This window comes from Streptomyces sp. NPDC054863 (genome assembly GCF_053610825.1).
The window spans coordinates 21002-46091 of the sequence record NZ_JBSGZD010000034.1 but is presented as its reverse complement, the minus strand read 5'-3'; the positions used below and the strand labels follow the sequence as shown (position 1 = coordinate 46091).

The following is a 25090-nucleotide window of genomic DNA, read 5'->3' as shown; positions in this document are numbered from 1 at the left end:
ACCCAACGGTACAGAGGCCGCTGCCGGTCGGCGGCAGCCCAAGAATTCCGCATCCGCTGGATCCTCTGCGGCGGCAGTAGGTAGAGACAGGGCACGTGGACAACAACCCGAGCACAAGCGAACAGGCCACTGCGGGGCGCGGGACCATGGTTCGCCGGCGGCGACTCCTCGTGGGCCTCATTGCCGGCGCGGTGACGCTCTCCAGTGCGGGCCTGGTGGCGTCATTCGCCGTCAAGTCCCCCGCCGAGGCTGCGGCGCAGGCCAAGCCGCCGCCCCCGGACGTCCTTACAGCACCTGTGACCAGGCAGGTGCTGGAGCAGAAGATCGTCATCCGCGGCACCGTAGTCAGCAGCCAATCGGTCGATGTGGCCCCCATTGGAGGCCCAGAAACGAAGCCTGTCATCACGAAGGTCCCTCTGAAGGCGGGCGAGCAGATCAACGCCGGGCACGCGCTTCTCGAAGTCGCCGGGCGCCCGGTCCTCGCCCTCCAGGGTGAGCTGCCCGTCTACCGGGACCTGAAGCCCGGATCGACCGGGCAGGACGTCCGGCAGCTGCAACAAGCGCTCAGACGCCTCGATCTCTACACCACCAGCGTCACCGGCACGTTCGACAGCGCCACCAAAGCCGCCGTCAAAGACCTCTACACCAAGCGGGGCTACGACCCGCTCTCCGCACTCCCCGACGGCGACGTACAGGTCACTGTGGCCCAGGACAACGTGACGGCAGGTCAGCAAAGACTGCAGGACGCGAAGGAAGCACAGACAGCCACGCCCGACCGGGGCGACAATGGCGAGGCAGCTCGCCGACAGACCAGCCGCGCGGCGCACAGCCTTGAAGAGCTGAAGAAGAAACTGGCAGCAGCCCAGGCCCTGGCCGGACCAATGGTCCCCGCGTCCGAAATAGTCTACCTGTCATCCTTCCCCGCCCGGGTCACGACGGTGACCGGTAAGGTCGGCGACTCCGTATCCGGCAAGGTCATGACCGTCGCCGCAGGGAAACTCGGCGCCACGGGCACCCTCGGCCGCTCCGACAAGGACCTCGTACGCGTCGGCCAGAGAGTCGAGATCCTGTCTGAACCGACCGGCCAGAAGTCGACAGGCACGATCGCCTCGGTGTCCGATACCGCGGACTCCGCGCCCCAGCAGCAAGGGACAACCGGAACACCGAACGGAGCCGACAGCACAACCCCGAGCGGGCATGCCGTCATCGTGACCCCCGATCACCCCCTCGACCCCAAACTCGCCGGCCAGCAGGTGCGTCTGACCGTCACAGCAGGGTCGTCCAACGGTCGCGTGCTGGTGGTCCCCGCTTCCGCCGTTTCGGCCACCAGCGACGGACGCACAGTGGTCACCGTGTACACGCAAGGGCGGCGCCGCCAGAGCGAGGTGGCCACCGGAGCGGTCGGCGGGGGCGGCGTAGAGATCAGACCGGTCACCGCCGGAGCGGTGAAGGAAGGCGATCACGTGATCGTCGGCATCAAGGACCTGGCCCGTTGAACCACCCTGCCGTCATCGACCTGCGGGACGTGGGGCTCACCTACCCCGGCCCGCCCTCCGTCCGCGCCTTCCGCTCTTGCGACCTGACGGTCCGCAGCGGGCAGTACGTCACCGTCGTCGGTCCGTCGGGCTCCGGCAAGTCCACCTTCCTCAACATCATCGGGCTGCTCGACCGTCCCACCTCCGGCCAGTACCTGTTGGACGGCATTGACACCGCGCTCCTCGCCGATGGTGACCGCACCTCGCTCCGGGGACGGCGGATCGGGTTCGTATTCCAGTCCTTCCACCTTCTGCCGCACCGCACGGCGCTGGAGAACGTGGCGCTCGCCATGCTCTACACCTCGACACCCGACAGCACCCGCAGGGCCACAGCAGCCCTCGATCAAGTCGGGCTGGCACACCGCAGGAACGCTCTGCCGAGCAGGCTCTCAGGTGGCGAACGCCAACGCGTGGCGATCGCCCGTGCGCTGGTGGGGGAACCGTCACTGCTCCTGTGCGACGAGCCCACCGGGAACCTCGACACGGTGACCGCCGAGTCCGTACTGACCCTTCTCGACGAGCTCCACAGCAACGGCATGACCATCGTCCTGATCACCCACGACCCCCAGGTCGCCACGCGAGGCCAGCGGACGGTCTCCATCCGTGACGGCCTCCTGAGTGAAGGAGCCCGCTGAATGCCACGCCGTGACAAGACGGTCCAGCAGACGCGCCTGTCTTTGCGCTCCCTCATCACGGAAGCCTCGGCCGGGATCCTGCAACGTCCCGCACGGTCCGCGCTCACCGGTCTGGGCACCGTCCTCGGCGTGGGCACCTTCGTCGCGGTCCTCGGCCTCACAGCCACCACCGGTTCACAGATCGACGCCCGATTCAACACTCTGACCGCCACCGAGGTCACCGTGGAAGACATCGGCGCGGACACGGCCGGCAGCACCGGGCTTTCGTTCCCCGCAGACGCAGATCTGCGCATCGGCCGCCTCAACGGCGTCCGAGCCGCAGGTGTCTACTGGAAACTTCCCCTTGGCAGCGGTGCGGTGCGCTCAACACCTGTCAGCCACGAGACCACTGACGGGCAGATCCCCGTAACCGCCATGTCCCCCGGTACTTTCGCTGCCGCTGAGCCGACCCTCGCCCAAGGCCGTGTCTACGACACGTGGCACGACACCCACGCCCAGCCCGTAGCTGTCATCGGCTCCGGCTTGGCAGCCAGACTCGGCATCACCACCCTCGACACCACACCCGCCATATTCATCGCCGACCGTCCGTTCGCAGTCATCGGAATCATCGACGACCTCCACAGGCAACCAGACCTCCTGCTATCCGTCATGATCCCCCGCGGCACCGCCGAGAAGACCTGGGGTGCGCCCCGAGGCGGCGAACACGCCAAGATGTTGATCTCCACCCGCCTCGGAGCGGCCCGGCAGATCGCCGGGGAGTCCGCACTCGCCCTGGACGCCTTCGGTCCGGACAACTTCAAGGTCACGGCACCGACCGATCCGACGCTGCTGCGCAGCAGCGTCGGATCCGACTTCGGGCAGCTGTTCCTGGTGCTCGCCGGCGTCTGCCTGGTCATCGGATCCGTCGGAATCGCGAACACCACACTGGTGGCGGTCATGGAGCGCACCGGGGAGATCGGCCTGCGCCGGGCCCTGGGCGCCAAGGGCCGTCACATCACCGCACAATTCCTGACCGAGTCCGCCATGTTGGGCCTCGTCGGAGGTCTGATCGGTACCTCGCTGGGGGTCCTCACCGTCCTGGCAGTGGTAGTGGGCCAGGGCTGGACCCCGGTGATGGACCCCGCGACCGTCGTATGGGCCCCGTCCTTGGGGATGGTGACCGGGCTAGTCGCTGGCATCTATCCAGCCCGGCGGGCGGCAAGGGTCCAGCCTGCCGAAGCTTTGCGTCGTTAGAACGCTCACGAGGAGATTCAGACACATCATGCACCGGTATGTAAACGGGAGTGTCGGGGCCATCGTTGCGGCGGTATTGCTCGCCGGGTGCGGCAGTTCGGCACAACCGATTGCCCCTGAGGCCGAAGCCACTCCCAGATCCGTGCGCATCGGATCCATCGTCCACACCGACGACGGCGAACCCGCCCTGCCTCCCGGCCTGCCTTCCGCATCGGGAGACGCCACGAAGGCACCTGTGCTCAACGCGAGCGGCGGAGTGCTCCGCCCGGACGGTTCGGTCACGTTCCCCCTGGACGCCTACCAGAGGGTCGAGAACCAGAAGACCGTAACGAAGGCGGTGAACCTCCTCGCAGGAACCTGCATGCGCGCCCAAGGCCTCGAGTACCCAGTCCAGGTCCACGACGTCCCACGGGTCCGGATCATCGACTCTTCCAACCTCTACGGTGTCGTGGACCTGGACAGCGCCAAGGTCAACGGCTACCGGACGACCGGCAGCAAGGCCATGGCCCGGGCGGGGATCGTCAACTCGGAGACGGGAAACAGCAGGCCCCCCACGCCCCAGGAGATCACAGCGGCACGAGGCAGGGGCGGGCGAGCCCCGCTCGCAGGCGAAGACGGGTGTATCGGAGCTGCCCGCCGCCAACTGAACGGCGCCCAGCTTGACGCGCTCGGCCACTTCCTCCTGGAGCTCACGCTGGAAGCCGACAGCCGCAGCCGGAACGACAGCCGCGCAAAAAAGGCCACAGACGCCTGGCGAGCATGCATGAAATCCGCCGGATTCAACTACGCGGACCCGACGGAACCAGGACACGACAAGACCATGCTCGGCAAGGGGCTGCCCATACCCCCCGGCGCCCAACTCCCCCCGCCGTCACCGTTCGAGATCAACGTCGCTGTCACTGACATCGGCTGCAAACGCACATCCTCGTATCTGGAGACCGTCGTGGCGGTCACCACTGCCTACCAGAACCAGTTGATCGAGAAGAACGCACAGCAACTGCACCAGAACGACGAGACGTGGGCACAGATTCTGCAGGAAGCGAACAAGACACTCTCCGCGCGGTAATCCGACGGGGTCAGCGTCCGCGTCCAGAGCCCACCGGCCGTGCCGCCCGCACACCCGCTCCCACCGCGCCGCGTACCGCACCGCCCGGACGTCCTCGCCCGTACGCCGCACCGTGCACAGCCGGCACCCGAACGCCACCGGCCCCGCACAGCGGGCCCAGCGCTTCCGGGCTGCCGCGACCAGCAGGCCCACCGCCAGAGCCGTGACAGCAACGGCGGCAACGTTGTGAAGGCCCGTGCGACTGCCGGTGCCGCCGCCCGGGCGCCCTCGCCTTCGCTCAGACCGCAGAGTGTCCGGACGGGACGAGAGCGCTCCAGGAACCGTGAAACTGCGTTATTTGAGGGCGGATCACTCATAGGAGGAAGAACCACCCGGGCCGCAGGGCCAAGCACTCAGCGGGACTCAGGGGGAATTCAGATGATGCCGCACATACTGGCTGTTGCATCGGTCCTCCGGCCGAGGAAGCCCCGGCCTTGCGTGATGAGGACGCCGGTCGCAGCGGTTCAGCTTGCTGAGGATGACGGAGGACCCGGTGCCGGTGCGGACGGTTCCGTCGGTGAGGGTGAGGTTGACGGTGTCGGGAAGATGAGAGAGGACGCGGTGCCGGTGCGGGTGGTTCCGTCGGTGAGGGTGAGGGTGACGGTGTCGATGCGGCTGCTGTCCCTGCCCCCGGCTGCGCTGGGCCACCAGGCAGTCCAGCGGCCGTTCTCGACGGTCACCTCGAAGGTGCGGCCCCGGGCCGTCATGGTGACTGCTTTGACGTCGGAACCGACGAAGCCGGCGGCGTAGCTGAAGACGTCCGGGGCGTCACCGTGGGAACCGGAGGTGTCGTAGGCGATCGCGTCGGGCGCGATGGTCTGCGCCGTGCTGACCGATGCCGAGAAGCCACCGTTCTTCGAGGCGACGTAGCACAGTGTGGTGGTGTCACCGCGGCTGACGATCATGGAGGTGACTTTCCCGCGGAGGTCCGCGTTGGTGACCTTGATGGGGCCGCTGCCACCCGGCATCGTGTTCAGGCACCACTTCAAGGTGGCGGCGCCGGGGCCCGTCGAGGTGTCCACGTGGGTCGGGCTGGTGGTCCAGCTGGCGAGGGTTGAGGAGCCGAACGGATCGCTGGTCGTCCGGTCGTAGAGCGTGACGCCGCCCATGGCTGCGGCTGCGGCGAGGGCGCCGACGAGCGTGAAGGCCAGTCGCCGTCGCAGCCGTGGGCGGGCCGGCTGCCCGGTGGGCGGGGCGGCGGGGGTGGATTGGTCGATCCGGCGCATCAGGAGCTCCCGGTGGAGGGCGTGACGTCCTGGCGGGAGGTCGCGGTCGGCCAACCGGGGCAGGTGCCCGAGCGGTTCGGTGCGCCCGTCCGGTTGTGGCCGCTGGTCGGCGTTCACAGGTGTGCCTCCTTGGGGGACAGACCCGCGGTCGCGGGCCCACTGTTCATCTGGTCTGCCGTGGGGGCGGGTTCCGTTTTTTTGCGTGGGCTCGCGGAGGTGGCTGCCTCGGTGAGGCGGTGCAGCTTGGCGCGGGCGCGGGAGAGCCGGGAGCGGACGGTGCCCACCGGCACGCCGAGCGCCTCGGCGGCCTCCTGGTAGTCCAGGCCCGCCCACACGCACAGGGTCAGCACCTCACGGTCCGGTCTCCGCAACCGCGCCAACGCTGCCCGCAGGGCGGCGATCCGCTCCGCGTCGTCGATCCGCCCGGCCGTCTCCTCGGCGAAGTCGGGGATGCCTTCGGGCACTGGCGGCAGTTGGGCCAGCACCTGCCGGTGCCGCCAGGCGGCCCGGCGTTGGTTCCTGACCAGGTTGGTCGCGATGCCCAGCAGCCACGGCCGCAGCGACCCGCCCTCCTCGCCGACCCGGCCGTGCTGGCGCCAGGCTTCCAGGAACGTCAACGACATCACGTCCTCCGCCGTCGACCAGTCCCCGGTGAGCCGGTACGCGTGGTTGTACACCGCGCGCGCGTACGCGTCGAAGAGCCGCCCGAACGCGTCCCGGTCACCGGCCCGCACCCGCGTCCGCGTCTCTGGGTCCAAGTAGTCCATGCCCATCTCTCTGGTGCGACGCCACTGACAGTTCCAGTGACGCGCGTCACACCGCCAGGATGCGGTGCCCAGTCGTCCCGGGTCCGCGCTGTGGCCAGGGGACACGAGGCAGTGCCGAAGACCCGACCGGCCCGTACGCGATCCTGCGTAACGTAAGCAGAATCTAGGCACACGAACGCGGCAGGCAGGACGAGGGTTATGAGGTGTGGTTCGAACTCTGTAGTGACGTAAAGCCGTATGAGTGGCTCCGACGTCGTGAAACGGGCTCTGTTCTCGGTCTCGAACAGGACGCGCTCGTAGGCGATCCAGACCGCGGGGTCCTCAGAGAGCTGCCAGCCTCCCTGCCGGGTCCAGGTCACTGGAGGGCAGGCCCCACTTCGCGGAGAGTTTCCGCAGGCCGTTGATGCCAGCGCGGACCTGCGAGACGGTGCGGCCGGTCGACGCGCACAACCGGACGGTGGTGGCACCGGCCGGGCGGGCTTCGATCAGTGCATCACGGACGCCTCGGCATGGACGTGTGCCGGGACACCGCGCGGCATCACTGTCCTCGCAGCAACTGCGCGAGGGCCTCGTCCAGGTCGGTCTGCGCAGTGGCAACCGCTGTCTCAATCCAGCCGCGGGTCGCACGGACCTTCTCCATCGAAACATGCTGGCTGTCGGTGAACTCCTGCCCCCGCAGCTTCGGCACCAACCGGGACGCGCAGCCCGATGCTGCGCGGGATCGACGACGAAAGCCTGCACGCCCAGCTGCTCCAGGTGGTCCTCCCGTACGCCCGCAAGGCCTGGCAGGACATCGTCGACCCGCAGGGCGGCAAGGTCCGCTTCAAGCAGGACCACGCCCTGAAGATCTGGGCCCTGGGCAAGCCCCGCATCCGGGCCGACTTCCTGCTGCTCGACGAAGCCCAGGACACCAACCCGGTGATCGAGGAAGTGTTCCTGGCTCAGCGCGACCACGCCCAGATGATCATGGTGGGGGACTCCGCCCAGGCCATCTACGGGTGGCGCGGCGCCCGCGACGTGATGACCGGTTTCGACGGCCGGCAGCTCGCCCTCTCCCAGTCCTTCCGCTTCGGCCCCGCCCTCGCGCAGGAGGCCAACCGGTGGCTGTCCCTCGTGGAATCGCCGATCCGTCTCACCGGCACCCCGGCCATCGACACCCGCATCGGCCCGCTGACCGACGCCGACGCGGTGCTGTGCCGCACCAACATCGGGACCATCACGGAGATCTTCGCCCTGCTGGAGCAGAGGAAGCGTGTCGCCCTGGTCGGCAGGAGCACCGCCCTGGAGTCCCTCGCCAAGGCCGCGGGCGACCTCAAGGCGGGCCGCCGGGCCACCCACCCGGAACTCTTCCTCTTCGAGAGCTGGGGGGAACTCCAGGAGTACGCCACCTACGACCCGGCGGGCACCGACCTGCTCGCCCTGGTGGACATCATCGACGAGTACGGCGTCGACGTCATCCTCCGGGCCGTCCGCCGCCTCGACACCGAGGACCAGGCCGAGGTCGTCGTCTCCACCGCGCACAAGGCCAAGGGCCGCGAATGGCGAGGTGGTTGGGCGGGTAGTGAAGGCCCACATCGGCCTGATCGACGGCGTTCACCAACTGGTGCGCGCACCAAGTGTGCTGGTGTGGGCCCGGCTGAACACCCATGTCTCGCGCAGGATTCGGCGGCGAGTTTCCGCAGCGGAATGAGCTCCTCGCGCTCCTCGCTCGTCAGCTCGCCAGGTCCGCCCTCACCGCGGTCGGCCCTGGCGTGCTTGTACCAACTCCGCAGCGACTCCGGGCTCACGCCGAGATCCGGCGCGACCTGGGTGACGGTGCGGCCCGTGGAATCCACCAACGTGACCGCTTCACGCTTGAACTCCTCGGTGTACCGCTTGCTGCGGCTGTTCTTGCTTCCCACCTGGCACTACTACCTCTGGAACCTCACGTCCCAGTCTCCAGGTGTCCACGATCAACGGGAAGCTTCACCCGTCTCCCGAGCGCGCTGCGCAGCACGCAGTGGTCAGGACCGGGCATCCCAGCGTTCGATCCTCTTCAGAAAAGGTTGGCGCCCGGTCCAAGTTTTTTTGGACCTCGCTGTCGGCCGTGCGACCTCGGGCGCGCGCCCAATACCGGTGTCAGCAGGAGCGCGAGCCCACGAAGCCGACGCGAACGAGCTTTCACTGCTGGTTCACGCCGCCCCAGTCCGAGTACTGGACGATTCCGGTCCCGTCCTCGGTGGAGAAGCCCGGTACCTCGACGGCTTTCCCGCTGTTGCGGTTGATCAACCGGACGTATCTGTCCGGTGAGTCCGCCAACCGGAACTGCTGGTTCGCGCCACCGTGGTCGCTCCACTGGTTGATGGCGGCGTTGTCGGCCGTCGACCAGCCGGAGACGTCCAGCAGCTTGCCGGAGTGCCTCGCCTTCAACCGGTAGTAGCCGTCTCCGGAGTCCACGAACTGGAACTGCTGGTTGGTCCCGTCGTACCGGCCCCACTGCGTGACCGCGGCGCCGTCCGCGGCGCTCGCGCCCGCCACGTCCAGTGCCTTGCCGCTGTTGCGGTTGACCACGACGTACCAGGCGTTCGTGTCCACAGTGCCCGCTTGCGCCGCCGGCGCGCACGCGCGCAAGTCGAAGCGTTCCACTTGCACTTTGCCGCCGAGGGCCTTGGTGGCGTGGTTGAAGACGGCGAAGCGGTAGCCCATGAAGAAATGAGGTCTCTCGTTCATGATGAAGGCCGGGCCGAGTGGGGTGAAGGTGGTGCCGTCGGTGCTGTAGGAAAATGTCGCCCGGCGGCCCGGTCCCGGGCTGATGTCGGCGGTGGCGCGCAGCCAGACGCGGCTGCCGGACGCGGGGAGCTCGGCGCCGGCCTGCTCGGTGCCGGTGCTGCTGGTGTTCCAGTTGGCGTCCATAGTCAGGCCGTCGAACATCACGAGCCTGCCGACGCCGTCCTGCCGCGTGACGCCGATCCAGGCGGAGGAGTCCCGCAGCATCGCCAGCCCGGCCCGGTCGCCGTCCGCCATCCCGGAACAGTCGAGCACGACGGTTGCGGTGGAGGCGGGGCCCTGGATGCGCCGGGTGAGGGTGTTACGGGCGTTGTAGAGGTCGTCGGTGACGGTGGCGGTCCTGAGGGTGAGCCCGTTGTTGACGGTGAACGCGGCGGTGTCGGGGTTGTGGTTCCACTCCCAGTACGGCGCCAGCGCCGTCCCCTCGAAGGTGTCGGCGCCGGTCATCGGCGGGAGCGGGTGCGGGACGACCGGGTAGGGGTATGTCTCGCCCCACGTGCCGTTGACGGTCTGGAGCTCGGGCCAGCCGGCGGCGTTCCAGGTGACCGGGGCCAGGGCGGGGACGCGGCCGCCGGGATAGGCATCGATGAAGCCCATGTAATACCAGTCGCCGTTCGGGGTGTCGACCAGCGAGCCCTGGTGCGGTATGCCGCCGCCGGGTATCGGGCCGGGCAGGTCCAACAGCACCTCCCGCATCTCGTACGGGCCGAAGGGGCCTGAGGTGGACTTCCAGATGTACTGGCCGTTGGGCGGGCGGGTGACGAAGATGTAGTAGTTCCCGTTGATCTTGTAGAAGCGGGAGCCCTCCATCAGGTGCAACGCGTCGGGCTTGGTGAGCACGTGCTCGGACCTGACCTCGGTGCGCATGTCCGGGGAGAGCTGCGCGACGTGGATCTCGTTGGCGCCGTACGCCACGTACGGGGTGCCGTCGTCGTCGAAGAGCAGCCCCGCGTCGTAGTAAATGCTGCCGATCTCGGCGTGCCGGGCCCAGGGGCCCGCCGCGGCGGTGGCGCTGTATACGTACGACCGCTGCCAGCCGATCTGGCCCAGCCAGTAGAAGGTCCTGTCGCTGGGACGGTAGCGCATCGAGGACGCGTAGATGCCCTGGACATACGCCCGTCCGCCGTTGAGGTCGTACGCGTCGCCGAAGTCGAGGACCGGCACCGAGTGGCCGATGAACTCCCAGTTGACCAGGTCGTAGGAGCGCAGCACGGGCGCGCCCGGCGAGAAGTGCATGGTCGATCCGGTGTAGTAGTACGCGTCGCCGACGCGGATGACCTCAAGGTCGGCGAAGTCCTGCCAGATCACCGGGTTGGTGAACCGTTCCTGCTGGGCCGTCGTGGCCGCCGCCGCGCGCATCGCGCCCATCGTCGGCAGTGTGGCGCCCGCGGTCAGGCCGGCGGCGACCGCCATGACTCTCCGGCGGCTGTGGGGGTGTTGGAGCCAGGACATGCGAGATCAGCTTCCTCACGGGTAAGGGGACCGAGAGACCGAAGTTCGAAATATCGGACATCATTCTCGGATGGCGTCGAGGATCTGGTAGAGGGTGAGCCCGCCGTATCGGCTTTTGGGGCCAGGCGCTGCTCGGCCAGGAACGCGTGGGCGGCGGTGACCAGGGTGACGTGGTGATGCCAGCCGGTCCAGGAGCGGCCCTCGAAGCCCGGGACCGGGGCGGGTAGGGGCTCCGGTCCCGGGAGCGGGGGTCATCCTGCGGTCAAAGTGGTCCACTTCTGGTGGGAGCCGCCGTGGCAGTCCCACAGTTGGAGCTGTGTGCCGTCGGTCGTGGAGAAGCCCGGAATGTCGAGGCAGCGGCCGGAGGCGGGGTTGCGGTAGCCGCCGTTGTAGGGCTCCCAGATCTGGTGGGAGCCGCCGTGGCAGGCCCAGAGCTGCACTTTGGTGCCGTTGGCCGTGCCGAAGCCGGCGGCGTCGAGGCACTTGCCCATGGAGCGCAGGGTGCCATCGGTGTAGGCGGACCAGTACTGGTTGATGCTGTCGCCGCAGCTCCACGTCTGGACGGCGGTCCCGTCGGCGGTGCCGAAGCCGCTGACATCCAGGCACTTGCCGCCCATGTCGGACTGCACGCGTGCGGGGGCGGGCGCGGGGTTCCTCAGCCACCCGGCGCTGTCCGCGGACTGGATGCCGCGGTGGAAGGCGTCGGCCATCTTCTGGTAGCCCGCGTCGTTGGGATGCAGGGCGTCGTCCAGGTCGGCCGTGGTCAGGCTGCTCATGTCCACGTGTGCGACGTGCTTGCCCGCGGACTGTGCCTTACTCACGATCTGGGGGATGGCCTGGTTGTACGCGGCACGGTACTGCTCCTCCGTGCCGCTGGTGGACACGACCAGGGAGGCCACGAGGACGGTCGCGTCGGGGACGTCGGCGGTGATCTGGTTGACCAGCGACTTCAGCCGGTCGGCGGCGGTGGAGACCTGATAGCTCCCGGCCAGGTCGTTGGTGCCGATCATCAGCGTCACGACGTTGGGCCGGTAGCGGGTCAGCGGGGCGTCGGCGAGTTCGGCGATCTGATGGATCCTGTATCCCTGGTGACCTTGGTTGTCGGGGTCGGACATCGAACCGCCCCGCAACGTGCCGACGAAGTCCAGCGGATGGCCGTCCGCCGCGAGCATGTCCCACAACGGATCCCGGTAGCCGTTGCCCGTGGTGCTTCCCACGCCCCAGGTTATGGAGTCGCCCAACGGCATGACCCGCAAGGGCGTGTTCGAGGCGGCGGAGGCAGGTGCCACACCTGCTGCCGTCATCCCGAGCGCGGCAGTGACCAGCGTGATGAGGGACAGGATCCAAGGCTTTCTCATGCAGTCGTCCTCTTCTGCGAGTGAATGCTGAATCTGGCGGGGGCTGTTCGCCGTTCGTGTCGGCAACTCGGCTTCTGTGCCATCCCGTTGGCATCGGCGAACACATGACGTACTGGCGGAACGGCGTGGTGGGGGACCGCTTGCGAGATGAGCGTTGACAGCGTCGAGCCATCCGGCGCCCCGCCTGCCCCGGTGCTCGACTGCGGAAAGACCGTCCCTCACCGAGCCAGGAGATGCCGTGCAGCGCCTCCGTGCCGGTGCGGAACGAGGCGATGCCGAGGCGCTCCACGTCCGGTGCGTACTGGTGGAGCAGCGCGATCCGCCCGCCGAGCGTGAGCCGACCGAGCAGATCGTCGATGCGCTTGCCCATCGGCAGCGCGGGGTCGCGGAACGGATGCCTCTCGGTCGCAGGGAGGGATGGGAAACACAAGTCTGACCTCTAAGCAGGCTGGTAAAGGTTGTTGAAGCGCTTCGACGCTGTCATTCCCTCTGTTGGATTGTCAATGGCTGGAATGCAAGAAAGGTTCTTCTTCCGGAACCCCTTGTTCTGCACAAAGTACGCCGTTAGCGTTCGCAGCGCGCGAAGCGCTTCGACACCCGTTCGGGGAGGGTCGCCGCCATGAGAAACGAGTGGAACCGCAGACGCTTCGTCGGCAGAGCCGCCGTCGTGGCGGGAGCGGTCGCGGTGGCCCCTGTGCTCTCCGCGTGCGGAGACGGCGGGCCTCAGCAGGCCGACGGGAGCGGCACGGCGGGCCTGAAGTCGACGCTGCCCTCCTGCCGGGGGGCGTACCGGCCGGAGTCCAGGGCCCGCTGCCGCTGGTTGTGATCGTGCGTCAGCAGCACCGGCCCCTCCCCGTCCGGCTCGTGGAGATACGCCCGCGCGTCCCCGCACCAGGCGAGGGTGATCGGCTTGCCCGGCACCCTCACGGCCAGGACCGCGACCGCGGCGACCTCCAGCGCCCGGCCGCTGCGCCTCGTGCACACACCGCGTGCAGGGCCCGCACAGCGCTGTCCGCCTCACCGTGGTCGAGCCCACCGGCCGCCAGGAACCCGGCCTGCGCCCGCGTCCACTGCCGCACCACCTGGGTGTCGCCGATCCCGTTCGATGCCCGCGATGGGTCTGTGGGTGCAGCGAATCCAACTAAGCACTGTGATCACACCCTCGAACTGCTCCCGCAGATGCTTCGGATACGGGCCGGACCTGCCTATCGGCAGGAACGGGCCGATCAACTCCCACTCAGCATCCGTGAGTTCTCTACGCGCCATCCCGGACGTCTACCAGTCCATGTCCTTGGCCACCTCGTCCTGGGCTGCGGCGATCTCTTGCGCGGTGGAATCCGTGATGTCTCCATCGCATGCGCATTCGAACCGCGACGGCAGGTCTGCGAGTGGCTGATCACCCCTCCAGAGGATCCGCACCCATCCCAACTCGTACTGCTTGGTGTGTGGTTGATTCGGTTCAGTCGTGCGGTACCTGCTCGACCATCGAGTTGCCTGGGATGGCCCTGTGGGGCCCCCACGTCGGTGGGGAGACACGTACCGGGCGATCGTGTCGGGCGAGACCGGCGGAACACACCCACGCCAGTGGGGAAGACTCAAGAACTTCACCGCGCTCGAAGCCGAACGCCGGAACACCCCCAGGCTGGTGGGGAAGACGACATCACCGCGCGCAAGGGACGCGCGGGAATCGGAACACCCCCACGCTGGTGGGGAAGACGCCGCCGCGCGCGCCCCGAACGCCAAGGGCGACGTTCTCCCCACCGGCGTGGGGGTGTTCCGAGTGCTGTGTGTCCGACGAGGAGGGTGTTTCTCCCCACCGGCGTGGGGGTGTTCCGGCGTGCGCGCAACGGCTCCTCGACCACTCCAAGTTCTCCCCACCGGCGTGGGGGTGTTGCGGTCTGGATCTTGCTGAGCTTTGCGGAGAGGCCGTTCTCCCCTGCATTCACCCGCGGCTGTGAACACCTCCTCGCCGTCCTCGACACTGCCCGCGCGCTGGCCGACCACCCAGGCCTCGCCGACCGCCGCTGACCGTTGGTCTCGCGTGCTTTCTGCGTGCACGCGCAAGGGCCTGACCTGGAAGGGTCAGTGTTCGGGTCAGCAGGGGCACCCGGTCAGCAGGGACCGGCGGACCGGCAACCCGAGGTTGCCGTGGCCCGACAACTCAGGGTTGTCGCCCTGTCGTTCCTCGCGAGCAGCTGCGCGTCATTGGGGGTGGGGGTGCTTCGGTGGCCAGCGGAAGTGTTGTCGCCCGGTGGCATTCGACACGGAGACCGGCGGCCTGGACGTCTCCCTCACCAGCACCAGTTCTTTCGACGCGGTCACCCAAGGCTGCGCCTGGTTCAGAACCGCCACGTGTGGCGATCGTTGAGCTGCATGTGCCGACCTCTCTTCCGCCCCGTGTCCTTGTCCTCGTGGGGCTCGTGGCCTCGGCCATGCCGGTTCTGTGCGCCGGTATCGGCCATGCCATGCAGAGCCCTTCCTCGGTCGCGGCGCCCGCCGCCCCGTGCGTGGACCCGGCCGACCGGGAGACCCGGGGGCATTCCAGCGTGGACGGCAAGGAACTTCGCTGGGAGGATGAAGCTTCCCCGTGATCTTGGACACTCGATCTTTAAGAGGCTGCGCAGATAGGCGGCTGGTGACGGGTGGTGATATGTGTGGAGCCCGACGATGGCTGGTGCAGGAGCGGCGGATCAGGCTATGGGCGATGCCGATTGCGACGACTGGCGCCAAGGTGTTCGTCGGCTGCTTGACTGTGATGCCGTCGTACGATGACGCAGTGATCAAATTCCCTTTGGCCGTTACCCACGATGTGTTGATGCGTCCTCTGGAGGAAGAGGATTTCAGCGGGCTGTGCAGGGCCTATCTGCGAAATCGCGATTACCTGCGCCCATGGGAGCCCCGTAGGGGTGAGGGCTTCTTCACCGAGCAAGGGCAGGCCGACCGTGTGCGTGGCCAACTGAAGGAGCAGGACGCGGGGCGCCTGGTCCCGTGGGTGCTGAGCCTTGGGCACGAGGTCGTCGGAGCGGTGACGCTGTCCAACGTAGCCCTCGGGCCTTTTCGCAGTGCGAATCTCGGATATTGGATTGATGCAGAGCAGGCAGGACGTGGTCTGGCGACCGAGGCCGTCCTGGCGGTCTGCCGGGCGGCTGACGAACAGCTTGATCTGCACAGAATTGAGGCGGGTACGGTGATCGCCAATCCGGCCTCGCAACGAGTGCTGGCGAAGTGCGGTTTCGATGTGATCGGTACCGCGCCCGATTACCTGCATATCGACGGTGAGTGGCGTGACCATGTGCTGTTCCAGAAGATCCTCAATGGCCGCTCTCCCAAGTAGCGTCCATGCGCGCTCGTGACCTCAGCGGGGCGGTCATGGCCGGCGGTGGGGACGTGCGTCCCAGCGGTTGGTGGTCCAGGCTCGGCGAATCAGACCGCGCACCGTGATGATCGTGTCGGCGAGGTCGAAGAACGCTCCGGCGACGGTGGCACGCCGCTCGTAGCAGCGGGCGAGCCGGTGGAAGGCGTTCTGCCAGGCGTGAGTGCGTTCGACGTGCCCACGCTGACTGGCCTGGATTGGCGCTGCCTCGCCTTTGTGCGCGATGCGGCCGTGGAGGCCGCGTTCGTTGAGCAGAGTGCGGGTCTTGTCCGAGTCGTAGCCGGCGTCCAGGTGCACGGTGACGTCGTCGGGCAACGGCCCCAGGTCATCCAGGCGGTCCAGGGTCGGGGCGAGCAACGGGGAGTCGTGGCAGTTGGCGCCGGCCAGAACGCGACCCAGTGGAATGCCGTATCCGTCGGTCATGCCCGAGCGTTTCAGGCCCTGTTTCCCGCGGTCGACCGGAGAATGCCCGGCCACCTCGCCGCCTCCGGGAGCCTTGGTGATGGCGCCGTCCACGGCGATCCGGTCGAGGACGAGGCCGACGACCCGGTCGTAGGAGTCCAGCGCAATCTGCTTGAGCCGGGCGAACACGCCGAGTCGTATCCACTCATCACGGCGGCTCCGGATCGCGGTAGCCGAGCAGGCTGTGTCGGCGATCGCCTCGCAAGAACAGCCGAAGCGCAGCAGCTGCAGCATCTTGTCGAAGATGATCCGGTCGCTGATACGTCGGCGATGGCAGCCGAGAGGATGGTTCGGGTCGTACTCCGGCCGCTCGGGCAGCAAGGCCGCGAATTGGGTCCAGAGCGGTTCAGCCAGCCATGATGGAAGCGCGGGCACAGGTCTCCCCAATGATCACAGAGCGTCGCAACTCCATGACCACGGAACCCTGTGCCCGTTTTGTTGCCCGCGCCCCCAACCGCGCCTATCTGCGCGGCCTCTAAGCAGCGAGGTCGTGTTGATGGCGCTGCCGGGTCTCGGCTGGGGTGAGGTAGCCGAAGCCCTTGCGCTTGCGTAGTCGGCGGCGGTTATAGAACGTCTCGATGAAGTCGAAGATCTCGGCGCGGGCGGTGGCCCGGTCGGGCCAGACGCGGGTGCCGATCTCTTCTTTGAGCAGGGCCCAGAAACTCTCCGCGGCGGCGTTGTCGAAGCAAGATCCGGTGCGTCCGCAGCTTTCGCGGAGCCTCAACTCGACTATTTCAGACTGGAATTGACTACTCGTGTATTCGCTGCCGCGGTCCGAATGCGCTATGCAGCCGGGCCGGATCCGGCCTCGGCCCGCGGCCATCCTCAGCGCATCGACGACAAGGTCGGCGCGGTGGCGGCCGGCCATCGAGTAGCCAACAACCTCGCGGGTGGCCAGGTCCAGCCAGCAGGCGAGGTAGAGCCAGTGCTCGGATGTGGGCAGGGCGGTGATGTCGCCGACCAGCTTCGTGCCGGGAACCTCGGCGTGGAAGTCGCGGCCGATCAGGTCCGGGGCCGGCCTGGCCTTCTTCTCCGGCCGGGTGAGCGAACGGCGCTTGCGACGGTGACGCCCTGGATGCCGTGCTCGCGCATGAGGCGGGCGACTCGTTTGCGGTTCAGCGCCCGGCCCAGGCGCCGCAGTTCGGCATGGATGCGCGGGGCGCCGTAGGTTTGGCGGGAGGCCGCGTGGATGACGGTGATCTCATGGGCCAGGGCGTGGTCGGCGGCCTTGCGCGCGGCCCGGGTCTTCGCTGCGGCGAGCCAGGCATGGAACGAGGAGCGGGCCACCTTCAGCAGCCGGCACAGGAAAGCGACGCCGTGGGTGGTCTTCTCCGCCTCGATGAACGCGTCCGTGTCGTTCACCGGTCGCTCTCCTTCGCGAAGAAGACCGCGGCTTTTCGCAGGACCTCGATGGTCTTGGCCTGCTCGGCGGCGAGTTTGCGCAGCCGCTTGAGCTCCTCCTTCTCGGCCATGGTGAGCTCACTGGGCTGCCCCTCGCCCCGGTCCGCCTTTTCCTGGCGGTACCAGCCGCGCAGGGACTCCGAGCTGATGCCCAGATCCCGGGCCACGGCGGTGACCGTCTTACCCGTGGAGTCGACGAGCGCGATCGCGTCCCGCCTGAACTCCTCGGTGTACCGCTTCGTGTACTTGCTTCCCACCTGGTGCTACTTCCTCTGGAACATCAGGTCCCAGTCTCCAGGTGTCCACGATCAAGGGGAAGGTTCAGACGGGCATGTGGCGGTCGCCCTTCGGGACGACCGAGGATCGCAACATCCGGCCGCAAGATCCCCGCTCCGGTACTCGCCCGTGGCGGTCTCTCTGGAGGCCTGCATGTAGGCGATCGCAATCGCGACGGGTCGTACCCTGCCATCGCGGCGGCGGTGAAGCGGCAGACGGCCGCTCTGCGCGCGCTCAGTGCCCAGGCGTTCCCCGGGCGCGAGCAGTCCGACCTTCCGGCGCCGACCGTAGACGCCCGGGTACAGCGCCATCGGGAAGCTGCGGCCACCGAGGCCGCCGCCCGGCACCGGGTCCGTGCCGAGCGGGCTGCCCGGCAGGACGGAACGGTCTCGCTGCTCCCCCAACGGCCTGCGCTCCGCTCGACGGCATGACGAGAACCACGTGGTCGACCGGGCAGACCCCAACTACTAGATTTCAAAAGACGGTTCGAGTCATGGGTTCACCGGAAGCACTCGAACACACACGTATACCGGCGTACGGCCTTCAATGCCCCCGCCGCAGCAGCATCGAATGGACCGAGGCGACCTGGAACCCGACCACCGGCTGCGACTGCGTCTCCGACGGCTGTGACAACTGTCTCGCCCCTGAAACGTTGATCCTGTACGCCGACATGACGCGGCGTCCGATTGGCAGTGCCCGGGTCGGTGATGTCCTCGTGGGGTTCACGGCCGAGCCGGGAGTTGGGCGAAACAGGGTGCTCGACCAGTCTGTTGTTCAGCACGTATGGACGCGGGAAGGACCCACTGTTGAGCTGGAGGTCGGACGTCGCCGCGCTATTGCGAGTGAGGATCACAAGTGGCTGGCCCAAGTGGGGCCCTCGTGGTGCAAGACGTCTTGGCTGCACTTGGGGCCCCGCTTGCGACTGCAGGGAAGATCAGTATCAGTCGCTCAACTGAGGAACCGCTAGACAACTACGCCAATGTCCAAGAACACGCCGCCATGCACGGTCGGGGTCCATGGTGTCGAGGCGAGCATGACTGTTCTGCGAAGGTGTGCGGTGCACGTGGGGGAGTACGCAAACCGCAGACCCTGAGGCTCGGCGCGGATGCATCACAGCCGGTGGCTGATCTTCTGTTCCCTCATCAGCTTCTTCAGCTCTGCCTCCGTCAGAGGGTGCAGCGAGTCGAGGACATGGCGTAGTCCGGGTTCGTCCAAGGTCTGGCTGGTGACCTCCACCTGCGCGTTCCGGTGACGGCGGCTGAGGGTGATCACACGGACGTTGCCGGGGATGTCGCGGACCGTGCGCATCTCGCCGTTCGCGTCCACCGTGCACGTCACACCCTTCTCCGGTGACTCTGGGCATGCCATTGCCGGTCCGATCGCCGCGCGCACCGTTAACCCCACCCATCCTATCTCGACTCCTTGTCGGGCAGGGCGGTAGTCGACGCTGAAGTAGCCGGGGCCGACCTCGGCACGCGACACCTCCATACCCGGTGGTGCTCCACCCAGGTACAGCAGTTCCGGCCTTTCCCGGTACCGGGCGACCTGCGCCGCGTCCTGGCGCTGTCGCTCCTGTGCCGGGCCGAGCAAGCCCCCGTAGGCCACGGCGGCCGCCAGAAGAGCCACCGCTCCCAGCCGCACCCACGGGCCCGGGACGAAGAACGCCGCGGCCACGGCGTACGGCACGCCCGTCAGCCCGATCCGGGCGCCGGCGCTACCCAGGCTGACGCCTTGACCGTAGGCAGCAAGACCGGCCAGGACACCAAGCGTGCCAAGAACGAAGACCAGGACTGCCCAGCCCAGTAGCCCTCGCACGGTGCCGCACATCGGCACCACGGTCCGCACGCATATGCTGGCCGTGGCCAGCAGACCTACCAACAGCGGCACCCCCAGCACGGCAGGCAGCACCGTCGTGCCATTCCCACCACCCCAGGCCGCCGCGAACAGCCCGAAGCCGAACAACGGCACCGCCAGCGTCATCAGCGCCCAAACCAGGAAGAGATGCAGGACCATCAGCGCTGCTGTGCCGCTCGTCATGACGCCGATCCTGCCAGCCAGTATTTCCCGCACGCATGAGTACCGGTACTCAGCCTGGAGACCCTCAGATCGCGGCCGGTGAAGGTCAATGCACGAGCAGGTCCCCATCGACGAGATCCTCGCCCTGGGTGCCTACTTGCCCGTCTTCGCAGACCACCGGGTCCACCCCATGAATCCGGTGGCGGCGAAGATGCCGGACTTGCTCGGTGTCGGGGTCGACGTCGTGCGCGGCAACCTGGTGTTCTTCCAGTTCGGGGCCGGGGGCACGGTGTGCAGCCTGGACGACGACCACCAGCGCTTGGTGACGCTCACCCATCAGGCAGCGACAGCAGCGGTAGGTGTGACGGTGGCCTGGCTCCAGGCGCCGACGGCACCAAGCGCCTTGAGGCCGCCTGCGTCACCGCGATCCAACTGTCGGAGCACGCGGCCGTCGGCAGGAAGCCGCACCGGCACCTGCTCGGCTGACCACTGTGCATATGGCTTCGGATCACACCAGTTCGTGGAGGGGCTATGCTGTGGGCGATGGCCGCAGCGTCGGCCCGGCTCCAGTTCATCGGCCCGTGACCGGTGAGTGCTCACAGCCCCAGGTGCCTCGCATCAGCGCAGCAAAATTCCTTCCTTTCGGCATGCCCATGCGATCACTGACGCGCCGGATCACGGATAGCTGTGCGCGCGTATGGAGCCGTCATGGTCAAGAATCACGCCCGGAAGAACGCCGCACGGAACCGCTCCCGTGAGCACGCCGGTGAGAACCACCGCCAGTGCGTCGACCGGGTTCGCCACGAGGAAGACCCTCAGGGGCACCGCTTCCACACCCTGCCCGTGTGGCAGTGGAACTCCGACGGTGACCGTATGTACAAGGAGGACGTGGCCCTGATGGCCAGCTGCACTTGTGGCTGGCGTGGCGCCGACGGAGTCCCCGGCACGGACGGGAAGTGGGGCTATTCCTGCATCGAAGCCCACCCGCTCACCCCCTGGGACAGGGGCGAAGCCGAGGAGGGCGCCAGGGACGAATGGTGGCAGCAGCACATGTGCGGGGTCGAGGGCGCGATCGAGGAGGCGTAGGAGCGGTACGGGAACGCCTCCCGCGTAGCCGAGGGTGGCCTGCTTGGGCGGGCCGCCTCGGCCACGTTCAAGGGGAGGACACCTGATCGGGTGACAGCTGCCGTGTGGCCCCAGGCCCTCGCCCGGCGCCACTACGCTCCCGTGCATGACCGAACGCCCCGAACCCGGATACCGATCCTCCGCACCGGGCGACCGGTAAGGAATGAGTTCCCGATCCTCTGTAGCGGGCCGGACCGGCCCGGTACGGTGAGGGGGCACCCCTTCCCCGGAGGCCCCGATGGCGCACCTGGTCTTTGATCCCGATGAGCAGCAGCAACTGCGCGACGCCGCCCGCGCCGAGTTGGCCGACAGCCCGGCCCTCGCGTACGTGCTTGAGCACCTGGCCGCCGAGGGCATCGACCTCGACGAGTGCCGGGACTGGGAAGACCTGCGGACCGCGAAGGGCCTCCCCTCACGGGACGAGGCCGGGGCGACGGACGTTGCCTAAGCCCCCCAAGCACGTCCGCGGTCGTCGCCCGCGGGTCGTGTTCGTCCCGCCGGCCGAGACCCAGGTCGACGCGCTCACCGACCCTCAGGTGGTCCGCCTGGACGCCGCCCTGAACGCGATCGCGGCGGACCCGACGGCAGTACGGCAGCACTCCACCGCCCAGGCGTTGCGCGACTACCAGCACGAGGACATCCGCGTCGTGTTCTACGCGACGGCCCTGGGCAGCATTCTCATCGTTACGTACGTTGAGGTCGGCTGACCAAGGAGTGGTGGTCCCGCGTACGTGCGAAGGGCCGCGGGACCACCGGGCGTCGTCCTGTCGGGACGTGCACCGTCGACCGTACGAGCACCCGAGCAGCCCTGCATCCCGGCACCGCCCGAGGTGCGGGACTGTGACGTTCGGCAAGGGCCCTACTCGTCGGTCGTGGCCGGCTCCGCGAGCTCGATACCGCGGATCCGCTGCAGCCACCGCGTCAGGGCGAACATGGCCACCCCGCACCCGCCGACCCATCCCCAGCCCTCGGTCAGCAGAACGTGCAGGCCATCCTGCTGGGCGATGTAGACCACCAGGCCAGCGGGCGGCAGACCGACGAAGGTCTCCCGGCGCGCAGGGGTCGTGAGGCCCCAGTCCACAGGGCGCCACATCCCCTCGAGGCATCCCGCGCACGGCAACGGACTGCAGCGACGAAGATGCCGGACGCGTAGCGATGTTGCTGCCAAGGAGTGAGCTGCATACCGGGTTCGGGGGATCTCTGAAGGTCCGCCAGCCAAGCAGAGCTCATGTCTCGCTGGTCTCCTGCAATGCGAGCTGCCCACCTGGTCAACCGGCCCCAGCGAGGGTTGATCGCGGGCGCAGGGCAATACCAGTCCTCACTTTCGAAGAGAGTGTTCAGTGTTCTTGCGAAATTCGTCCGGTGGGCCCACTTCATGTCTGCGGACGAGCGGTACCCGCGCCGGAGCTGGAGTACGTGTGGCGCTGACGTTGTGAAACGGGTCCTGGCGCGAATTCCGTGAAAGCAATCATGCTGCTCGTGTGTAGGTCACAGTGCGTGAGCGTCGGGAGGCTGCGACGAGCAGGACGCGTTTCCTCAGTAACGGCAATCCTGCGCGTCCTGCCATCTGCCGCTTCAGCATCTTGAGGTCGCTGACTCGGCCTTCGACGACGCCCGAGCTCCAGTCGCTGGTGAAGCCGGCGATGACCGCGTCCAGGTCGGTGGCCAGTCCCGTGGCAAAACCGGCAAGGCCGGGCAGCCCGCTGGTGCTGACCTCCTCAATCCAGCCTGGCAGTTCGGCGGCCTGGCGCATCTGAAGCATCGTCCCGAGGGCGCGGATGTGTTCGTGGGCAGTGGCCAACTCGGGGCATGCGGCGAGCGTGATCTTGAGTTGGCGAGTCTCTTCCTCGCGCAGCGTGTCCGGGTGGCGGGTGAGCCAGCCGGTCACATGACGGACCGTCGGTGGCCGTGGTGGTGGCGCGGGAGGTGCCTCACGAGGCGGGAGGGTGCGACTGATCCAGTCGCGCAGGGTGGTGTAGCTGACGTCGAAGCCCTGCTCGTGGAGTTCGTGTTGGAGGTCTTTGATCATCACGTTGCCGGTCTGCCACCGTTGCCTCAGGTAGTCGGCGTGTGGGTCGAGGGTGCTGGTGCGGCGCGGGCGGAGGGTGACCTGGTCCTGCCAGCGGGCGGCCCGCGCGTATCGCTGCACCGTGTGCCGTCCCCAGCCCAGCCAGTGCGCGATCGCCCGGATTCCCATCCCGGCGTCGAGCAGGTCGTGGACGTGGTGCCAGCGGGTGCGGGCGAGTTCCACGGCCCGCTGGTGCGAGGCGGGGAATGCTTCTTCGCCGTCGTCGATGTCGGCCTGCAGCGGCCCCACTTCGGGTGCCGGGGCCCATAGGGGCAGGCAGCGGCGATGGGCGGTGACGCAGCGCTCGGTGGCCTTGCCGACGTTGTTCCAGATATGCACTTGTCCGCGACCTGGGTCGCGTCCGGCGCGGCAGTGCGGGCCGCGTCGCTGTAGGACCCGGACCGGTCGCGGCAAATGATCTCCACCCCTGGATGTGCTTTCAACCAGCGGGCCAGAGGTCCGGCTTCGCGGCCTTGGAGCATGTCGATCGGTGCGTGCGTCTCCGCGTCGACCAGCAGCGTTCCGTAGACCTGCCCTTTCCGGGTGGCGAAGTCGTCGACCCCCAGCACCCGGGGCGTGGCCGCGGGCGGGTCGGGCAGGGCCATCACCAGCCGCAGCAGCACCGACCGGCCGACCGGGGCGCACAGCACGTCGGTGAGTCGGCCGCCGGCCCGGCCCGCGAGCGCCACCCCGACCGCCTCCAGCAGGGTCCGCAGCAATGGTGTCCGGCGGCCGTAGAAGAACGTCAGCCCCTCGACCTGCTCGGCGAACGTGACCCTGGTACAGCCAGAGTTGTCACAGGCAGCCGCCGAACTGACAGCTCGACCACGCTCCGGCGACCACCCACCGGGGCGTCAGCGAGCCGACGTTCGTACCGACTGTGTATTCTCCGCGATGGTGTCCCGCAGGCCGGGCAGGCATACTCCCGCTCGTCTCGCGTACGTGCCAGCACACGTAACACGCCTTCTGCTAACACCACTTGCTCCACCTGCACCGCTTCCAGGTGCGGGAGCAGCCTCTCCATCAGGTCCTCACACTTCAGCCAGGATCCCAGCAGCGTGACCGTGTGTCACCGGCGCACGGAAGCATGATTGCTTTCACGGAATTCGCGCCAGGACCCGTTTCACGACGTCAGAGCCAGCCCAGTTCAGCCCGGCGTTCGTCGGGGAGCTTGTTGGCGCGCTGTCGGATGTTGCCCAGGACCATCCCCAACTTCACCCCCCCCAAAGCCCTCAGCGCCGCCCTCAGAGCCTCCCGGCCCTTCGTGACTGACCGCTCTGACTCTTCCGCCGGTTCGAGTCCGAGGGCGTTCTCCAGCAGCCACTGCTGCGCGGGCAGCAGCCGCTCCCACTCGAACCGGCAGCCCTGCACCCACCGCCCGAGGTCCTCGCCCTGGACGACGACCTCCCCGGCCAACAGGGGCACGCTGCCCCGTTGTCCAGGTGGTCCTGCACGAGCCGCAGACACCGCTGCCATCCCGCGTCCCATGCCGGGCACCACCCGGGATCGATCTCGTCCAGGGCCTCCCGGCGCGTCCAGGGCAGCCCCTCGGCCGCTTCCTCGTCGGGGACCTCCGGAGTGACGTAGTCGTACGGCACCCGCAACTCCCCGCCCCGCGCTACCCTCCTGCACGTACAGGGCGGCCGCGGTGATGCCGCTGCGCCAAGTCCGCCTCCGGATGCAGTCCCCGCAGTGCCACGGACCGCGCCACCTCCGCCGGATCCCTGGGCATCGAGAACTTCAGCAGTTCCCTTGCCGGACCACTCGGAGTATGCCTCTCGCCGGGCTGCTCCTGGCCCTCCTCGTCACCTGCTTCAGTGGTGTCCTCGGCCTCTCAACTCCCGCTGCGGATACGGGGATCAGCGAGCGCCTCGATGGTGTCGGTGTCGTGCGCCCGGAGGGCTTCAAGGTCCTTCCCGAGCGTTTCCGTGCCCGGCGAAACCACCACCAGTTCACCGGTCTCCTCGCCGGGACCGAGGAACACCGGGACGACCAGCGACACAATTTTCCTCTCACCCGGCTCCATACGGGAGGCCCGGCCGACCATTTGCACAATGTCGATCATCGACCTGCACGCCCCCTCAACGAGCCCCGGTCTCCCGCGCAACGCCGGTCCGCCCCGTCGGCACACCTCGGGCGTGAGCTGACGTCCGTAGGCCTCGTGGTGAAGGGGTGCGGGGCGTGAGCTTCTGCCCACGAGGGCCTGCTGGTCCATCGGGGCGTGGCCGGTCTTTTCGCCGGACGCGGTGGTGTGGAGCGTGACGAGCCGGGTTCCGCTGAGGTATCGAGGGG

Annotated in this window: 27 protein-coding genes and 6 pseudogenes; 12 read left to right on the top strand and 21 right to left on the bottom strand. The window is 67.9% G+C overall.

Annotation, left to right across the window (positions count from 1 at the left end; genetic code table 11):
• Window positions 1-95: 95 nt before the first annotated feature.
• Genes ACWGIG_RS09800 through ACWGIG_RS09785 form a run of 4 tightly spaced genes read left to right on the top strand, consistent with a single transcriptional unit; the run spans window position 96 to window position 4469 of the window.
• The gene (locus ACWGIG_RS09800) at window positions 96-1496 is read left to right on the top strand and encodes a peptidoglycan-binding domain-containing protein (RefSeq protein ID WP_453321003.1); all 1401 of its coding nucleotides are present in this window, start codon (window positions 96-98) and stop codon (window positions 1494-1496) included.
• Window positions 1493-2170, top strand: coding sequence for an ABC transporter ATP-binding protein (locus ACWGIG_RS09795; protein ID WP_453321002.1), 678 nt, complete (start codon window positions 1493-1495; stop codon window positions 2168-2170). The genes ACWGIG_RS09800 and ACWGIG_RS09795 overlap by 4 nt, the downstream gene beginning before the upstream one ends.
• Window positions 2171-3403, top strand: a complete 1233-nt coding sequence (locus ACWGIG_RS09790; RefSeq protein WP_453321001.1) for an ABC transporter permease — start codon at window positions 2171-2173, stop codon at window positions 3401-3403.
• Window positions 3404-3431: 28 nt separating this feature from the next.
• Complete coding sequence (locus ACWGIG_RS09785; protein ID WP_453321000.1) at window positions 3432-4469, top strand: hypothetical protein; 1038 nt, start codon at window positions 3432-3434, stop codon at window positions 4467-4469.
• Window positions 4470-4972: 503 nt separating this feature from the next.
• Here ACWGIG_RS09785 and ACWGIG_RS09780 read toward each other — a convergent pair.
• The 3 genes from ACWGIG_RS09780 to ACWGIG_RS09770 form a co-directional block, all read right to left on the bottom strand.
• Window positions 4973-5851, bottom strand: a complete 879-nt coding sequence (locus tag ACWGIG_RS09780; protein WP_453320999.1) for a hypothetical protein — start codon at window positions 5849-5851, stop codon at window positions 4973-4975.
• Window positions 5848-6501, bottom strand: coding sequence for an RNA polymerase sigma factor (locus tag ACWGIG_RS09775; protein WP_453320998.1), 654 nt, complete (start codon window positions 6499-6501; stop codon window positions 5848-5850). Before ACWGIG_RS09775 ends, ACWGIG_RS09780 begins: the two co-directional genes overlap by 4 nt.
• Before the next feature lie 538 nt (window positions 6502-7039).
• Window positions 7040-7189 carry a DUF6192 family protein gene (locus ACWGIG_RS09770; RefSeq protein ID WP_453320997.1) on the bottom strand — a complete coding sequence of 50 codons (150 nt, stop codon included), beginning with the start codon at window positions 7187-7189 and terminating at the stop codon, window positions 7040-7042.
• 17 nt (window positions 7190-7206) lie between these two features.
• On the opposite strand from ACWGIG_RS09770, the pseudogene ACWGIG_RS09765 reads away from it, so the two are divergent.
• Window positions 7207-8043: pseudogene (locus ACWGIG_RS09765) on the top strand (UvrD-helicase domain-containing protein); the annotation flags it as partial.
• A 188-nt stretch (window positions 8044-8231) separates the two neighbouring features.
• Here ACWGIG_RS09765 and ACWGIG_RS09760 read toward each other — a convergent pair.
• The 5 genes and pseudogenes from ACWGIG_RS09760 to ACWGIG_RS09740 form a co-directional block, all read right to left on the bottom strand.
• Window positions 8232-8336: pseudogene (locus ACWGIG_RS09760) on the bottom strand (transposase); the annotation flags it as partial.
• A gap of 325 nt (window positions 8337-8661) precedes the next feature.
• On the bottom strand, window positions 8662-9075 hold the full coding sequence (locus ACWGIG_RS09755) for an RICIN domain-containing protein (RefSeq protein WP_453321009.1): 414 nt from the start codon (window positions 9073-9075) through the stop codon (window positions 8662-8664).
• Window positions 9076-9108: 33 nt separating this feature from the next.
• Window positions 9109-10719, bottom strand: a pseudogene (locus tag ACWGIG_RS09750) (glycoside hydrolase family 43 protein); the annotation flags it as partial.
• A 68-nt stretch (window positions 10720-10787) separates the two neighbouring features.
• A pseudogene (locus tag ACWGIG_RS09745) lies at window positions 10788-10925 on the bottom strand (IS701 family transposase); the annotation flags it as partial.
• Between the two features lie 45 nt (window positions 10926-10970).
• Complete coding sequence (locus tag ACWGIG_RS09740; protein ID WP_453320996.1) at window positions 10971-12077, bottom strand: ricin-type beta-trefoil lectin domain protein; 1107 nt, start codon at window positions 12075-12077, stop codon at window positions 10971-10973.
• Window positions 12078-12315: 238 nt separating this feature from the next.
• Here ACWGIG_RS09740 and ACWGIG_RS09735 point away from each other — a divergent pair, with 238 nt between their 5' ends.
• A complete protein-coding gene (locus ACWGIG_RS09735) occupies window positions 12316-12513 on the top strand; it encodes a hypothetical protein (RefSeq protein WP_453321010.1) in 198 nt (65 codons plus the stop codon).
• A gap of 287 nt (window positions 12514-12800) precedes the next feature.
• Here ACWGIG_RS09735 and ACWGIG_RS09730 read toward each other — a convergent pair whose 3' ends face one another.
• Window positions 12801-13061: a hypothetical protein gene (locus ACWGIG_RS09730; protein WP_453320995.1), complete on the bottom strand. Its 261-nt coding sequence runs from the start codon at window positions 13059-13061 to the stop codon at window positions 12801-12803.
• 1771 nt (window positions 13062-14832) lie between these two features.
• On the opposite strand from ACWGIG_RS09730, the gene ACWGIG_RS09725 reads away from it, so the two are divergent.
• A complete protein-coding gene (locus tag ACWGIG_RS09725; RefSeq protein ID WP_453321008.1) occupies window positions 14833-15411 on the top strand; it encodes a GNAT family N-acetyltransferase in 579 nt (192 codons plus the stop codon).
• A 33-nt stretch (window positions 15412-15444) separates the two neighbouring features.
• Here the strand turns inward: ACWGIG_RS09725 and ACWGIG_RS09720 are convergent, their stop codons facing one another.
• From ACWGIG_RS09720 to ACWGIG_RS09705, 4 genes and pseudogenes are all read right to left on the bottom strand, one after another.
• On the bottom strand, window positions 15445-16287 hold the full coding sequence (locus ACWGIG_RS09720) for an IS5 family transposase (protein WP_453320994.1): 843 nt from the start codon (window positions 16285-16287) through the stop codon (window positions 15445-15447).
• 100 nt (window positions 16288-16387) lie between these two features.
• Window positions 16388-16921 (bottom strand): annotated as a pseudogene (locus tag ACWGIG_RS09715) (IS3 family transposase); the annotation flags it as partial.
• A complete protein-coding gene (locus tag ACWGIG_RS09710) occupies window positions 16915-17199 on the bottom strand; it encodes an IS3 family transposase (protein WP_453321007.1) in 285 nt (94 codons plus the stop codon). The gene ACWGIG_RS09710 and the pseudogene ACWGIG_RS09715, both read right to left, overlap by 7 nt.
• A 71-nt stretch (window positions 17200-17270) precedes the next feature.
• On the bottom strand, window positions 17271-17570 hold the full coding sequence (locus tag ACWGIG_RS09705) for a transposase (RefSeq protein ID WP_453320993.1): 300 nt from the start codon (window positions 17568-17570) through the stop codon (window positions 17271-17273).
• A gap of 222 nt (window positions 17571-17792) precedes the next feature.
• Between ACWGIG_RS09705 and ACWGIG_RS09700 the strand changes: the two genes are divergently transcribed.
• Together ACWGIG_RS09700 and ACWGIG_RS09695 are read left to right on the top strand one after the other, a co-directional pair.
• A complete protein-coding gene (locus tag ACWGIG_RS09700) occupies window positions 17793-18020 on the top strand; it encodes a hypothetical protein (RefSeq protein WP_453320992.1) in 228 nt (75 codons plus the stop codon).
• On the top strand, window positions 18017-18556 hold the full coding sequence (locus tag ACWGIG_RS09695) for a DUF5131 family protein (protein ID WP_453320991.1): 540 nt from the start codon (window positions 18017-18019) through the stop codon (window positions 18554-18556). Before ACWGIG_RS09700 ends, ACWGIG_RS09695 begins: the two co-directional genes overlap by 4 nt.
• Window positions 18557-18699: 143 nt before the next feature.
• On the opposite strand, the gene ACWGIG_RS09690 is transcribed toward ACWGIG_RS09695, so the two are convergent.
• Window positions 18700-19626 (bottom strand): hypothetical protein, encoded by a 927-nt coding sequence (locus ACWGIG_RS09690; protein WP_453320990.1) that lies wholly within the window; start codon window positions 19624-19626, stop codon window positions 18700-18702.
• Between the two features lie 85 nt (window positions 19627-19711).
• Window positions 19712-19918, bottom strand: a complete 207-nt coding sequence (locus tag ACWGIG_RS09685) for a hypothetical protein (RefSeq protein WP_453320989.1) — start codon at window positions 19916-19918, stop codon at window positions 19712-19714.
• A gap of 395 nt (window positions 19919-20313) precedes the next feature.
• Here ACWGIG_RS09685 and ACWGIG_RS09680 point away from each other — a divergent pair, with 395 nt between their 5' ends.
• The 3 genes from ACWGIG_RS09680 to ACWGIG_RS09670 all read left to right on the top strand — a co-directional run bounded on the left by ACWGIG_RS09680 (window position 20314) and on the right by ACWGIG_RS09670 (window position 21437).
• Complete coding sequence (locus ACWGIG_RS09680; RefSeq protein ID WP_453320988.1) at window positions 20314-20691, top strand: hypothetical protein; 378 nt, start codon at window positions 20314-20316, stop codon at window positions 20689-20691.
• A gap of 277 nt (window positions 20692-20968) precedes the next feature.
• Window positions 20969-21178, top strand: a complete 210-nt coding sequence (locus ACWGIG_RS09675) for a hypothetical protein (RefSeq protein ID WP_453320987.1) — start codon at window positions 20969-20971, stop codon at window positions 21176-21178.
• 37 nt (window positions 21179-21215) lie between these two features.
• Complete coding sequence (locus tag ACWGIG_RS09670) at window positions 21216-21437, top strand: hypothetical protein (protein WP_453320986.1); 222 nt, start codon at window positions 21216-21218, stop codon at window positions 21435-21437.
• A 152-nt stretch (window positions 21438-21589) separates the two neighbouring features.
• Here ACWGIG_RS09670 and ACWGIG_RS09665 read toward each other — a convergent pair whose 3' ends face one another.
• The 6 genes and pseudogenes from ACWGIG_RS09665 to ACWGIG_RS09640 all read right to left on the bottom strand — a co-directional run bounded on the left by ACWGIG_RS09665 (window position 21590) and on the right by ACWGIG_RS09640 (window position 24863).
• Entirely contained in the window at window positions 21590-21823 is a 234-nt protein-coding gene (locus tag ACWGIG_RS09665; RefSeq protein WP_453320985.1) for a hypothetical protein, read from the bottom strand.
• Window positions 21824-22198: 375 nt separating this feature from the next.
• Window positions 22199-23137 carry a transposase gene (locus ACWGIG_RS09660; protein ID WP_453320984.1) on the bottom strand — a complete coding sequence of 313 codons (939 nt, stop codon included), beginning with the start codon at window positions 23135-23137 and terminating at the stop codon, window positions 22199-22201.
• 59 nt (window positions 23138-23196) lie between these two features.
• Window positions 23197-23403, bottom strand: a pseudogene (locus ACWGIG_RS09655) (ISL3 family transposase); the annotation flags it as partial.
• Window positions 23404-23543: 140 nt separating this feature from the next.
• Window positions 23544-23822 carry a transposase family protein gene (locus tag ACWGIG_RS09650; RefSeq protein ID WP_453320983.1) on the bottom strand — a complete coding sequence of 93 codons (279 nt, stop codon included), beginning with the start codon at window positions 23820-23822 and terminating at the stop codon, window positions 23544-23546.
• 107 nt (window positions 23823-23929) lie between these two features.
• Window positions 23930-24223 carry a hypothetical protein gene (locus ACWGIG_RS09645; RefSeq protein ID WP_453320982.1) on the bottom strand — a complete coding sequence of 98 codons (294 nt, stop codon included), beginning with the start codon at window positions 24221-24223 and terminating at the stop codon, window positions 23930-23932.
• A 409-nt stretch (window positions 24224-24632) separates the two neighbouring features.
• Window positions 24633-24863: a hypothetical protein gene (locus ACWGIG_RS09640; RefSeq protein ID WP_453320981.1), complete on the bottom strand. Its 231-nt coding sequence runs from the start codon at window positions 24861-24863 to the stop codon at window positions 24633-24635.
• Window positions 24864-25090: the final 227 nt, after the last annotated feature.